Annotated in this window: 8 protein-coding genes and 2 pseudogenes; 4 read left to right on the top strand and 6 right to left on the bottom strand. The window is 48.7% G+C overall.

Annotated elements, in window-relative coordinates:
- The first annotated feature begins 56 nt into the window (after positions 1-56).
- Positions 57-2,126 carry a TonB-dependent receptor domain-containing protein gene (locus ACFPVS_RS07540; protein WP_378595544.1) on the top strand — a complete coding sequence of 690 codons (2,070 nt, stop codon included), beginning with the start codon at positions 57-59 and terminating at the stop codon, positions 2,124-2,126.
- A 49-nt stretch (positions 2,127-2,175) separates the two neighbouring features.
- Here the strand turns inward: ACFPVS_RS07540 and ACFPVS_RS07535 are convergent.
- Positions 2,176-2,508: pseudogene (locus ACFPVS_RS07535) on the bottom strand (LpxL/LpxP family acyltransferase); the annotation flags it as partial.
- A 327-nt stretch (positions 2,509-2,835) separates the two neighbouring features.
- On the opposite strand from ACFPVS_RS07535, the gene ACFPVS_RS07530 reads away from it, so the two are divergent.
- Complete coding sequence (locus ACFPVS_RS07530; RefSeq protein ID WP_378595542.1) at positions 2,836-3,285, top strand: hypothetical protein; 450 nt, start codon at positions 2,836-2,838, stop codon at positions 3,283-3,285.
- A gap of 579 nt (positions 3,286-3,864) precedes the next feature.
- Here the strand turns inward: ACFPVS_RS07530 and ruvC are convergent.
- Positions 3,865-4,407, bottom strand: a complete 543-nt coding sequence (gene ruvC / locus ACFPVS_RS07525) for a crossover junction endodeoxyribonuclease RuvC (protein WP_123804276.1) — start codon at positions 4,405-4,407, stop codon at positions 3,865-3,867.
- Between the two features lie 55 nt (positions 4,408-4,462).
- Positions 4,463-5,269: a carbon-nitrogen hydrolase family protein gene (locus ACFPVS_RS07520; protein WP_096294622.1), complete on the bottom strand. Its 807-nt coding sequence runs from the start codon at positions 5,267-5,269 to the stop codon at positions 4,463-4,465.
- Positions 5,270-5,370: 101 nt separating this feature from the next.
- On the opposite strand from ACFPVS_RS07520, the gene ACFPVS_RS07515 reads away from it, so the two are divergent.
- Positions 5,371-5,715, top strand: a complete 345-nt coding sequence (locus ACFPVS_RS07515) for a porin family protein (protein WP_096294621.1) — start codon at positions 5,371-5,373, stop codon at positions 5,713-5,715.
- Between the two features lie 201 nt (positions 5,716-5,916).
- Here the strand turns inward: ACFPVS_RS07515 and rfaQ are convergent, their stop codons facing one another.
- Positions 5,917-6,996: a putative lipopolysaccharide heptosyltransferase III gene (gene rfaQ / locus ACFPVS_RS07510; RefSeq protein ID WP_096294620.1), complete on the bottom strand. Its 1,080-nt coding sequence runs from the start codon at positions 6,994-6,996 to the stop codon at positions 5,917-5,919.
- 109 nt (positions 6,997-7,105) lie between these two features.
- Here rfaQ and msrAB point away from each other — a divergent pair.
- A pseudogene (msrAB, locus tag ACFPVS_RS07505) lies at positions 7,106-8,101 on the top strand (bifunctional peptide-methionine (S)-S-oxide reductase MsrA/peptide-methionine (R)-S-oxide reductase MsrB); the annotation flags it as partial.
- A gap of 572 nt (positions 8,102-8,673) precedes the next feature.
- Here msrAB and ACFPVS_RS07500 read toward each other — a convergent pair.
- Both ACFPVS_RS07500 and gyrB read right to left on the bottom strand, forming a co-directional pair.
- Positions 8,674-10,182: a catalase gene (locus tag ACFPVS_RS07500; protein WP_096294619.1), complete on the bottom strand. Its 1,509-nt coding sequence runs from the start codon at positions 10,180-10,182 to the stop codon at positions 8,674-8,676.
- 539 nt (positions 10,183-10,721) lie between these two features.
- Positions 10,722-13,115 (bottom strand): DNA topoisomerase (ATP-hydrolyzing) subunit B, encoded by a 2,394-nt coding sequence (gene gyrB, locus ACFPVS_RS07495; RefSeq protein ID WP_123804280.1) that lies wholly within the window; start codon positions 13,113-13,115, stop codon positions 10,722-10,724.
- Positions 13,116-13,198: the final 83 nt, after the last annotated feature.

Raw genomic sequence — 13,198 nt, 5'->3', positions numbered from 1 at the left:
TTTGCTGCTCTTCTATACTATTTAAAAATGATTATCATTTATTTAAGGATATACCCATGAAACCATTGCTACTGAAACGCAAATTAATCTGTTCCGCCACTATATGTGCGTTGCTGCCGGCAAATACTTGGGCTCAAACAGAAACCGAAAACGAACAGGTAGCATTAGAGCCCATTGTTGTGATGGGTACTGCTGTTCCCACTAAAGTAACACGCAAACGGCTTGACCAAACTAATACAACCGATTTGAAACAAGTTATGAAAAATCAAATAGGTATGTCTGTAGGTGGCGGCAATGGCGTAGCACAGTACTACAGTATTCGTGGGATAGGGGAGGACAAAATCGTGTTGGACGTGGACAACACCAGCCAATCCACCAAAGTTTTCCACCACCAGAGCCGTTTTCAGCTCGATCCTGCTTTGTTGAAAAGCATCAATGTAGAAAAAGGCACCGGTTCGGCAAGTGCCGGGATAGGGGCAGTCGCAGGGGTAATTCGGGCGACAACGGTTGATGCGAAAGATTTGTTGGTGGATGACAAACCTTTTGGTTTCCGTGTAGGTGCAGGTTACAGCAGCAACAAAGGACACCACAGCAGTTTGGCGGCCTACACCTACCAAAACGGTTTCAGCGGTCTGATTGCAGGCAATTTTCTAAATAACGGCGAATACAAAAGCGGCGGCGAACTCCAAAAAGGCAGCAAACTTAACCAACGCGGTCTGTTGGCAAAAATCGGCTACGATTTTAATCCAGACCATACCGCTTCTTTAAGTTACCGCCAAGAATATCAAAAAGGTTCGCGCAGCAATAAAGCGGAATTCCGTACCGATGAGTACCGCGGCTTCCCGGGAGCGGAGCAAAAAGAGCAAACATTGAATGCACAGTACACAGGGCACAATATCGGCTTTATCAATAAACTGGATATAAACGCCTTCCAAATCCGCACCGAAGACATCAAACCGCCCAAAGATTGGGAAAGCGGTAAAAATGTCTCGCACACAGGCGAAAAAACTACCGCAAAAGCCATAGGTGGCAATGCGGATTTTACCAGCAGCATTTTTGATAAGCACACACTCAAATACGGCATCAACTACCGTCGCGAGACCTCCGTGCCGTCTGATAAAGCCACGTGGCTGAAAATTTTGAACGTTACCCCCCACTCCGAACGCAAAACCGATATCGGCGTGTACGCGGAAGGTATTTGGGATTTGTCCCCCATTACCTTAACCACCGGTTTGCGTTACGACCATTTTAACTGGACTTCAGCCAGCGACAACCCTGCCGCACGCAAAGCCAAAGCGGGGCAAATCAATCCCAGCTTGGGTGTGATTTGGGAAGCCAATCCCAATCTCACCCTATTGGCAACACTCAATCAAGCCAGCCGTTCACCGCGCTTGAACGAGGCTTTGCTGGCAAACGAACGGGCAGGCGCAGTAATGGATATTAATCCCGATTTAAAAGCGGAAACGGCACGCCGTGCGGAAGCAGGCTTCAAATGGAAAACAGGAAACTTTGATGTTTCAGGCAGCGTATTCCGTCAAAAAATCGACGATTTAATTATTTACAAATGGGCAAACATCAGCAAAACATCCGTCAGCAAACGCGGTGCAGTATTCAACAACGGCAGCCTGAACATGAACGGCTATGAATTGGACGCGTCTTACCGCAACGGCGGTTTAACCGCACGCGTAGGCGTATCACACACCAAACCCAAAATACAGGGCAACGACATTTGGTATGGTGAAACCCCATTGGCAGATGAACACCATGAGAGCTCATTTTATTTTTGGAACACCGGCCGCCAATGGCTGACCGGCTTGTCTTACCGGTTTGAAAATCCCAAGCTGGAAATCGGTTGGCTTGGCCGCTACGCCCAAAGCACGAAGTACACAGATACCGCCCGCCGAAAAGGTACATTACGCGCCACCAAATCAGGTTATGGCGTACACGACATTTACGCCAACTGGCAGCCGCTGAAAAAAGATACCATGAACGTGAATTTTGCCGTCAATAACGTAACCGACAAAAAATTCCGCAGTCACAGCCAGCACTTCCCCGATGGAGAACAACGGGTACCGTTTTACGAACGTGGGCGTGAATTCGTTCTCAGCGTAAATTATCGTTTCTAAAAATCCCATGACGGCCTTTTAGAATCTACCTTTCATCGCTTTGTTTTTACTGATGTAAATAGCGGTGTACATTGTGATTGAGCGTGTACACCGCCATTTCAAACGCCGTAAAGTGCGGATAAAGCAAAATCACTTTTTCTCCCGATGCCAGCACATCATCCAGATAATGCTTGTTTTCATAGCGTACAAAACCGCGCAACCTCTCTGCCGGCGCATACCAATAAAGACCGTACTCAAACATCAGCTTGGCCATGTGCTGAAAATGGCGTTTCAACACAGCTTCACGCTTTTCACCGCTCCATTCGGAAAAACATTTTTCCAAATTAACCTGCCCGACTTTGCGGTGCGGTTTCACGACATAAATGGCTGTTATATCTATAATAGTGAATTGAAATATTCGTTGGCTGCAGCTTTGCCGTACTATCTGTACTGTCTCCGCCTTGCCGCCTTGTACCTTTCTTATTTCAATTCACTATAGTAGCCATGGCATGTGCGCGTCGGACGCACTCAAATCAGTGTATTTGCACAATCCTGACAGCAAACTGTTTGAAATCAATCGCCGTTGCGTCTGATATCGCTCTTTTTCAGAATGCTGAATACACGGTCTTGGGATGATGACAGGCAGCCACCGAAACAAACGCCTGTCGAAAATACGTTCAGGCGGCCTTTCAGGCCGTCTGAAACAATGGGCAATTAAGAAATGTGCAGCTTGCGCTTTGCCGCTGACAGCAGGGTAAAGTCAGATACCGTATTTTCCTGCCAGATAAACTGCCGCATAGCAGAAGAATATGGCACCATAAGTCAGCGAACAGAAAATTTTCTGCCGGGATGTTTGAGGAACGGGGACAGTCCAAACAGCGATGGCTGCCATGATCAAAATCACGTCACCCGATGTGGGATTCTCGATACGGCGGTTGCACAGTTACAATATGCCCCAGCCTACTGCCAGCAAAACAGTAAAGCTTGCTCTGATTATTTTTTCACGGTTCATTACCAACCTTGTCTGCCTGCCACACCGCGGATGCTGCCACCCGCAAGTACCGTTGAAACTCCAGATGCCCCATCGGCTCTGCGGTTCCGCCTGCAACTGCTCCTCCGGCAGCATAAGTGGCAAGCTTGCCGGAGAAAATTTATCGCCGCTGATTTGCTGTTCGACTAAATAACCCGCACTTGACCGATCACACCGAAAGTGCCTTGGACACGTGTTAAGTCTTCATTGCTAAAACGTACATGATGCTCCCCTTCAATAAAAATAATAAACAAATTTAATCAGGAACTCGAAACTAAAAAACAGATCTTGTTCCTGATTTGTTAGGAAAAAAATAATAAAAATAATAAAAGTTTCAAACTGATTTCAGCTTCTAATTAACTTATTGATATCAATAAGTATTACTTTAATTTCAGCAGGTTTGTAAAATCCGCAATTTGCGATTTGAGACACTTTCAGGCCGTCTGGTGCTGCCGTACATGCCAATTTTTCTTGCTTTAATTTAATAAGAAGCAGGATTTTGGCAGGATAAAAGGTTCGTTGTTTGAGCTACCCAAAGACAGCGACTTCAAGCCTGCTGCCAAAATTCTGCGCTGTGAGGGAAATCCGCCCGGAGACCGAACCTGCAACTGCGCCGCCTTTCTTTTGCCTGCTTTTAAGCTTCGCCTGTCATAACTATGGTTTAACATTAAAGTCTCACTTATATGGTTTCATATGGTTTCAGAAAACATCCAATCTTTTCAGACGGCCTCAACCATGAAACCGCCCGCCCTTAATCTGCAAACCGTTGCGGTTGATTTGATTGGACAAACCATGATTGCGCAGCGCATGGGTGAGCGCCACGGCCAAACCGTCGGCCGCATCGGCTTGCGGCGTACCCGACAACCCCAGCATCTGCACCACCATATGCTGTACCTGCTCTTTCGCTGCTTTGCCCTGCCCGACCACCGCCTGTTTTACCTGCAACGCCGTGTATTCATACACCGGCAAACCACGCAGCACCATGGCCGCAATCACCGCACCGCGCGCCTGACCGAGCATCAGCGTGGCTGCCGGATTGACGTTTACAAACACTTGTTCGATGGCGGTTTGATTCGGTTGGTACACATCAATGATTTCATTGATGTGTTCGCAAATCACGCCGATGCGTCCGGCCAGTTCGTCACCGGGAATGGTTTTGATGCAGCCGGAAGCAACGTAGCTGTGTTCACGGCCATATACGTCAATCACGCCAAAGCCGGTTATGCGGCTGCCGGGGTCAATGCCTAAAATGCGGATGTTTTTTTTATTCATTGGATTCAAGTTGGAAAACAAGCCGTCTGAATCGGTTTCAGACGGCCTTTTTTATTTAAAGCAAACGGTGCTGCAAAGCCGGTAAGCGCGTACGCACGCTGTTCAGACGGCCCGCATCCAAATCCGCCGCCACTACACCTTCACCTTCCGGCAACACAGCCAGCACTTCGCCCCACGGGTCGATAATCATACTGTGACCAAAGGTGCGCCGTCCGCTTTCATGTTTACCGCCTTGAGCCGAAGCAACAACGTAACATTGGTTTTCTACTGCCCGCGTGCGTAACAGTAATTCCCAATGTGCCGCGCCGGTGGTGTAGGTAAAAGCCGCGGGCAGCAGCAATACGTCAAACGGCGCCTGCATGCGGAAAAATTCGGGGAAACGCAAATCGTAGCAGACGCCCGCTGCCACACCCATGCCGTCCACCTGCCAATCAGGCACTTCCTTGCCCGCAGTGATGGTGCCGGCTTCGGCATAGCGTTCGCCCAAGCCGGAAAAGCCGAACAAGTGCATTTTGTGGTAATGCGTCAAAGACCGGCCGTCGCGGCCGTAAGCCAGCATGGTGTTCATCACTTTACCGTCTTCATCGCTGGTTAAAGGAATGGTGCCACCGAACAAAACCACCCGGTTTTCACGTGCGGCCTCACTTAAGGCCGTCTGAAGTTTGCCTTCGCCCAATGTTTCGGCAAAAGCAATTTTATCGGTATCCTGCTGCCCCATAACCGGCCAGTATTCCGGCAGCAACACCCAATCAGCCCCTTTTTCGGCGGCTTCTTTGACCAAACGGCGCATGGTTTGGATATTGGTATCGGGGTCAGTAGTGGAAACCATCTGCACGGCGGCAGCGCGGATTGTGTGAGCCATATCATTTCCTTTCAGACGGTCTTTACTGAACCGTCATTCTTTTACAGCCAAGTCGGTTATACTTACCCCATCTTATTTTTTTTTCACCCGAAAGGCAAATCATGAAATCCACCGCCTTTATCCTAACCGCCCTGCTCCTGCCCACTCTGGCGTATGCCGAAGTGAAAATCTACGGCGAACTCAAAAGCGGCGTAGAAAGCTCGCGCACCAAAATCAACGGCAAGCCTGTTTCCCATACCCAAATCGCCGATCAAGGCAGCTTTATCGGTTTGCGCGGCTCTTACCCGATTGGCAGCAACGGCAGCCAAATGACGTGGCAATGGGAACAAGACGCACCCACCGCTTCGGATAAATGCAACAGCAGTAACAACGGCTCATTACGCCAAGAATGGCGCGGACGTAAACAGCGCGGCGAATCGTATATCGGTTTTGAGAAAGATCGCTGAAACTCAACAGGCTGAGACCTTTGTAAAACCCTAGGTTTGAGTACAGTTCAACGTTGTCGCAGCGCAGAAAGCGAAGACCTACCATGAAGATAGGCAAGCTTTCGAGCAGCGCGCAACGAAGAAATGTGCCAAAGATAGGGTTTTGCAAAGGTCTCAGGCCGTCTGAATATTCAGACGGCCTGTTGGTTCTCAAAATACTGGCTAGCGCGGCAAGCCCAATTTTGCCGCGATTTTTTCCCACACTACTTCCAAAGGAATCGCACCGAGCAAACGCGCTTTGTCATCCGTATTAATGCTTTCCGGGTGCGGTAATTCGCCGAAATCGCCTGCCCACACCACTTCAGCCTGTTCCGAATACGGCCGCCAACGGCCAACCCATGTCGAGCCGAACAGAGCAACTTGTAGCTTATCCAAGGCTGCCGCAATGTGCATAGGTGCGGAATCGACGCCGAAAAACAATTGAGCGCCGTCGATTGCAGCGGCAAGTTCCCGCAGGTTGAGTTTACCGCCCATATCCCATACCTTCACACCGGCAGGAATATTCAGACGGCCTAAAATCTCATCCAGCATTTTGCGTTCGGTTTCATCAGGCGCGGCGGTGAGCACCACATGGCAGCCGTGATTAAGCAAAAGCTGTACCACTGCCGCATTTTTACCGTCTTCCCAGCATTTAAACAACCAACGCGAACCGGGATGCACCAACACATAATCTTCGCCACGCCAGCCTTGTTGGCGTAATTTGTTCTCCCAACTTTGCCGCGCTTCATCACTGATGGTGAGCAGCACTTTCGCTTCGCCGCAATCTTCACGCGCCATCAGTGGCGGCAACACCGCCAAATGCCGCTCGATCACATGATGGTTCACATCCAAATCAGGATTGATAAAATCATGGGAAAACCGCCATGCCGCATTATCGCGCTTTCCATAAGCCAAAGTCGCGCTACATTCGGTGCAAAATTTGGCAATAAACGCCGTGCGCCATTGGTCGGACAGGTTAAATGCCCAATCATAACGACGCGCTTTAAGCTGTTTGAACAAATCGGTTTCATGTTTGATTTGCGCCTTCAGACCTTGCTTTTTCCACGCGCGGGCCACGCTGAAAATATGTGTAATCTCGGGATTGTCGCGGATGATGTCGGCAGTTTCCCGATACACCAGCATGTCGACTTCGCAATCGGGAAAACGCTGTTTGATGGCGGCCACCACCGGCGTGGTCAGCAACACGTCGCCATGATGGCGCAATTTGATGATTAAAATTCGTTTGGGGTCAGCGATGGACATAATAAATAAGCTTTCATGAGCTTTCAGACGGCCTGATGAGTTCGGCACCAATTTAAGAATAGCCCGCAATTGTAAAACGAATAGGAATTTTAGGGAATGCCCTTATATATATAAGCCATTCAATTCCAAACGGAGAATGACAATGACACACACCATTTATCTGGCCGGCGGCTGCTTTTGGGGCGTAGAAGCCTATTTCCGCCGCATTCACGGTGTCGTAGAAGCGGTGTCGGGCTACGCCAACGGCCGTACCGAAAATCCGTCTTACGAAGATGTTTGCCACCACAACACCGGCCATGCCGAAGCGGTGAAAGTAGTGTTTGACGACGAAAAAATCAGCTTGGCCGAGATATTGCAATACTATTTCCGCATCATCGACCCGACTTTGCTCAACCGTCAAGGCAACGATGTCGGCGAACAATACCGCACCGGCATTTATTATACCAAGCCGGACGATGAAGCAGCTATCCGCGCCGCCTTGGCCGCCGAGCAGCAACAACACGCCGCACCGATTGTAGTCGAATGCGAGCCTTTACAGCATTTCTACCCTGCCGAAGACTACCATCAAGATTACTTGGGCAAAAACCCCAACGGCTATTGCCACATCGACATTCGTTTGGCGTATAAACCCTTATCTGCTGATAATGCCGCCCCGCGTGTATTCAGCAGGCCGTCTGAAAGCGAAATTCGGGCAAAATTGAGCGACGAGGAATATTACGTCACCCAACAAAGTGGCACCGAACGTCCGTTTTCCCACGCTTACGACCATCTGTTCGAGCCGGGTATTTATGTCGATATTGTCAGCGGCGAACCTTTGTTTAGCTCCGCAGATAAGTTCGATTCCGGCTGTGGTTGGCCCAGTTTCGCCAAACCGATTGTGCCTGAACACATTACCATGTTGGAAGACTTAAGCCACAATATGCATCGCATCGAAGTGCGCAGCAAAGCGGCCGATTCGCATTTGGGACACGTTTTCCCCGATGGCCCGCAAGCACTAGGCGGCCTGCGTTTCTGCATCAACGGCACCAGTCTGCGTTTTATCCCGTTGGATAAAATGGATGAAGAAGGCTACGGCGAATGGAAATATTTGGTTGAGGCCGTCTGAACGTTTTTTCACCTTCAAATACAAGGCCGCCTGAAGTTTCAGACGGCCTGAAAACTATTTAAAACCAATATAAAAATCTAAGAAAATTATTTTAAATCAATGGCATGATGAAAAACGGCAGCAGAAACATCACACTCAAGCAAACTTCACCGAATAAAATTCGTGCCAATTGTTTGGTCGATATCGATATGACGCTGATTGGACACTTCGTTGCAGAACATTTGTTGTTCCAATATGATCTCGGCCTGGGGCACACCTATTGGCGAAAGGCGTCTCTGGCTTGTTTGCTAACATCAAAACCAAAAAATTATGATCTATATAGAGAAACAAAATATTCAAATCAATTTAGGCGCGTTTGGCGAATTTAAAGATATTTTAAAAACACACAAAATCGCTGACGCACAGATTGAGTAACTAGGATTGGTTTATTGGTTTTAGATTTATGTCGAGAAATAATTTAATCAAAATTGTTCTATAAAACAAAAGGCCGTCTGAACATTCAGACGGCCTTTACTCATATCAAACTTAATCATGCTTTGAGTGAATAATCCACTCGCTGATTTCCAGCCACATTACAGCAAACCCGGCTGACCCAACGCAGGGTCGGTCGCGCGGGCGGCTTGTGCCTCGGCAACGGTCATGCCCAAAGCTTTGGCAACGCCTTCGCCGTAAGCAGGGTCACACATAAAGCAGTTGCGGATGTGGCGGTGTTTGATGAAATCCTCCGCATCGCCCATAGCCGCGGCAGTGTTGCTGAACAAGGCTTGTTTTTGAACATCACTCATCAAGTTAAACAGCGCACGTGGCTGGCTGAAATAATCCGCATCATCTTCACGGAAATTCCAGTGGTCGGCATCGCCATTAATTTTCAAAGGCGGTTCGGCAAAATCAGGTTGCTCTTGCCATACACCAAAGCTGTTTGGTTCGTAGTGTTTCAAGCTGCCGTAATTGCCGTCCACGCGGGTCAAACCGTCACGGGCATTGCTGTGTACCGGACAACGCGGTGCGTTCACCGGAATTTGATTACGGTTGACGCCCAAACGGTAGCGTTGTGCATCCGCATAGTTAACCAAACGTGCTTGCAACATTTTGTCTGGAGAAACACCAATGCCCGGAACCAAGTTGCTTGGCGCAAACGCGGATTGTTCTACATCAGCAAAGAAGTTTTCAGGGTTTTTATTCAGCTCAAACTCACCTACTTCAATCAGCGGGTAATCACCTTTCGGCCATACTTTAGTCAAGTCAAACGGATGGTACGGCACTTTTTCCGCTTCGGCTTCCGGCATGATTTGCACATACATTTTCCATTTCGGGAATTCGCCACGTTCAATCGCTTCATACAGGTCGCGTTGATGGCTTTCACGGTCTTGGCCAATTATTTTTTCCGCTTCTTCATCGGTCAGATTTTCAATACCTTGTTGGGTACGGAAGTGGAATTTCACCCAGAAACGCTCGCCGGCTTTGTTCCAGAAGCTGTAAGTATGCGAACCAAAACCATGCATATGACGATACGATTTAGGAATACCGCGATCCGACATCACGATGGTTACTTGGTGGAAAGCTTCCGGCAATAAAGTCCAAAAATCCCAATTGTTGGTGGCAGAACGCATATTGGTGCGCGGGTCACGCTTAACCGCCTTGTTCAAATCTGGAAATTTGCGTGGGTCGCGCAAAAAGAATACCGGCGTATTGTTGCCCACCATATCCCAGTTGCCTTCATCCGTATAGAATTTTAAAGCAAAACCACGAATATCGCGCTCGGCGTCGGCCGCGCCACGCTCACCGGCAACGGTGGTAAAACGGGCAAACATTTCAGTTTTCTTGCCAACTTCGCTAAAAATAGAGGCACGGGTATATCGGGTGATATCATTGGTCACAGTAAAGGTGCCGAATGCACCGCTACCCTTGGCATGCATACGGCGCTCAGGGATGACTTCGCGTACAAAGTCGGCCAATTTTTCATTCAGCCACAAATCCTGTACCAGCAACGGACCGCGCGGCCCTGCGGTCAGACTGTTTTGATTGTCGGCTACCGGCGCACCGTTGCTCATAGTCAAATGGTTTACAGGGCATTTATTCATGGTTTTGCTCCTTGGTATTACGTTATTGAATGGAAATCTTTTAAAGCAGGCTCAGTTTAAGCTGCTTTGATGACTTTTATTATCATGGTCGGAGATGACTGCCGCCCGTTGCTGTTTGTTACGATGATACAGACTATACATGAATAATTTAGCTATTAAAACTATAGGATAGATTATTATTTTCTATTTAAATTTTAATCTTACAACAGCTTTAACCTCTTGATATTCAGCCGGAACTATCGTCTATCATGACCCATACAGTGTGACACAAAGCACAGCCAACAGCAGCATTTTTACGAAAAATTAAATCAAATAAATAGGATAATCATCCAAATAAACTTTTATTCTATTTTAAATACAAATATTTAATCTCATACTGATTATCATACCCCACGTTATGAATGGATTCAGACAACCTATCGGCTCTTAAAATTTAACGCAATAATTACATTTTTACCGGTTGAATGCGATGCCGCCAATAACATACAAAATGCCGTCTGAAATTGTGTTTCAGACGGCATTTGGATACATTAAATCAATTAAGCATCAATATTTTGCGCAATCAAGGCATTGTTTTCGATAAACGCGCGGCGCGGCTCGACTTCATCGCCCATCAAGGTCACGAACACTTCATCCGCCGCAATGGCATCTTCAATGCGCACTTTCAGCAAACGGCGCACGTTCGGATCCATCGTGGTTTCCCACAATTGCTCGGGATTCATCTCGCCCAAGCCTTTGTATCGCTGAATGCTCATGCCTTTTTGCGCGGCACTCATCAAGATATTCAAGGCTTCTTCAAAACTAGTAACCGGTTGCTCATTCTCGCCTTTCAGCAATACTGCTTCTTCACCGACCAAACCATCCAACATTTCCGCAGTTTGCACGATGGTTTGATAAGATTTGCTGCTCAAGAATTTCGGCTCGATGTAGCTGATGGCAACATTGCCGTGCAACTGACGGGTAATCTTGATGAAATGGCTGCCTTCTTGATGGCCTTCAATGCGTTGCAACGCAATTTCCTGATTTTTGAGCAGACCGCCCAACTCAGCAATGGCTTTATCGGTGCTTTCCGCCGTCGATAAATCCACCGGCTTGGCATAGAGCATGGCATTGAGTACCAAGCTGTCAATCACGCGGCTTTCTTGCTCGATCACGGCTTTGGCCAACAAGAATTGCTTGGCGATTTGCGCCAATTCTTCGCCTTCGATGGTGCGGCCGCCTGAAACCAATTTGGCTTTATCTACAGCCAAACCCAACAACCATTGGTCTTTTTCAAATTCGTCTTTCAAATAACGCTCTTGCTTACCGTATTTGGCTTTATACAAAGGCGGCTGAGCAATATAGATATAGCCGCGCTCGACCAATTCCGGCATTTGGCGGTAGAAGAAGGTCAGCAACAGTGTACGGATGTGTGCACCATCGACGTCGGCATCGGTCATGATGATGATGCGGTGGTAACGCAGTTTTTCCGGATTGAATTCTTCCTTGCCGATACCCGCGCCCAACGCAGTAATCAGCGTCGCCACTTCTTGGCTGGCCAGCATTTTTTCAAAACGCGCTTTTTCCACGTTAAGAATTTTACCTTTTAACGGCAAAATCGCTTGGAATTTGCGGTCACGGCCTTGCTTGGCCGAGCCGCCGGCGGAATCCCCCTCGACCAGATACAGTTCTGACAAGGCCGGATCTTTTTCCTGACAGTCCGCCAGCTTGCCCGGCAAACCCAAACCGTCCATCACGCCTTTGCGGCGGGTGATTTCACGGGCTTTGCGGGCAGCTTCGCGTGCGCGTGCGGCATCGACGATTTTTCCGGTGATGATTTTGGCTTCGTTCGGGTTTTCTTCCAAGAATTCGGTCAAAGCCTGGTTGATGACTTCGTTCACCACCGGCCCGATTTCACCCGACACCAGCTTGTCTTTGGTTTGCGATGAGAATTTCGGGTCAGGCAGCTTTACCGACAACACGCAGGTCAAGCCTTCGCGCATGTCGTCACCGGCGGTTTCGACTTTGGCTTTTTTTGCCACTTCATTAGCTTCGATATAGGCATTCAAAGTACGCGTCATCACGCCGCGCAAAGCCGCCAAATGGGTGCCGCCGTCGCGTTGCGGAATATTGTTGGTGAAACATTGCACCGATTCTTGGTAGCTGTCATTCCACTGCATGGCGCATTCCACGCTCATGCCGTCTTTTTCGCCGGTGGCATAAAAGATTTTTTCATGCAGCGGCGTTTTTTTGCGGTTCATATATTGCACGAAACCGGCCACACCGCCACTCAAGGCAAAGCTTTCGTGTTTACCGTCGCGCTCATCGGTCAATTCGATGTCCACGCCGTTATTCAGGAACGACAATTCGCGGATGCGTTTGGCCAAAATATCAAAACTGTATTCGACATTGCCGAAGGTCTCTTCACTGGCACGGAAACGCACGATGGTGCCTTTTTTATCCGATGCCCCCAATTCGGCCAACGGTTTTTCCGCCGCGCCGTTTACAAATTTCACAAAATGCTCTTTACCGTCGCGGTAGATGATTAAGGTCACCCAATCAGACAAGGCATTGACCACCGACACCCCCACGCCGTGCAGGCCGCCGGAGATTTTGTAGCTGTTGTTGTCAAACTTACCGCCCGCGTGCAACACGGTCATGATCACTTCGGCTGCCGAGCGGCCTTCTTTCGGGTGGATGCCGGTCGGCATGCCGCGGCCATTATCGGACACACTGACGGAATTGTCGGCGTGAATGGTGACGGTGATTTTGTCGCAATGACCGGCCAAGGCTTCGTCGATCGCATTGTCGAGCACTTCAAATACCATGTGGTGCAGGCCGCTGCCGTCCTGCGTATCGCCGATGTACATACCCGGGCGTTTGCGCACCGCTTCCAAGCCTTCTAAGACTTGGATACTGTCTGCGCCGTATTCTTCGTGTTTTTGGTCGGTCATAATCTTTATCTTTTTGAAACTAAATAGAAAACAGGCCGTCTGAATACTTTTTCAAGTGCGCTTCGGCATGGCGGAAATCGATA

The organism is Neisseria weixii (assembly GCF_042658245.1).
Classification (GTDB): Bacteria; Pseudomonadota; Gammaproteobacteria; order Burkholderiales; family Neisseriaceae; genus Neisseria; species Neisseria weixii.
The sequence above is the reverse complement of the archived record's forward strand: the minus strand, read 5'-3'. Positions and strand labels throughout refer to the sequence as shown.

What these genes read in the sequence shown, in the direction of transcription:
- gyrB (WP_123804280.1), bottom strand. Translation starts at nt 13,115, where the DNA reads ATGACCGACCAAAAACACGAAGAATACGGCGCAGACAGTATCCAAGTC.
- ruvC (WP_123804276.1), bottom strand. Translation starts at nt 4,407, where the DNA reads ATGAATAAAAAAAACATCCGCATTTTAGGCATTGACCCCGGCAGCCGC.
- ACFPVS_RS07540 (WP_378595544.1), top strand. Translation starts at nt 57, where the DNA reads ATGAAACCATTGCTACTGAAACGCAAATTAATCTGTTCCGCCACTATA.
- ACFPVS_RS07500 (WP_096294619.1), bottom strand. Translation starts at nt 10,182, where the DNA reads ATGAATAAATGCCCTGTAAACCATTTGACTATGAGCAACGGTGCGCCG.
- rfaQ (WP_096294620.1), bottom strand. Translation starts at nt 6,996, where the DNA reads ATGTCCATCGCTGACCCCAAACGAATTTTAATCATCAAATTGCGCCAT.
- ACFPVS_RS07520 (WP_096294622.1), bottom strand. Translation starts at nt 5,269, where the DNA reads ATGGCTCACACAATCCGCGCTGCCGCCGTGCAGATGGTTTCCACTACT.
- ACFPVS_RS07515 (WP_096294621.1), top strand. Translation starts at nt 5,371, where the DNA reads ATGAAATCCACCGCCTTTATCCTAACCGCCCTGCTCCTGCCCACTCTG.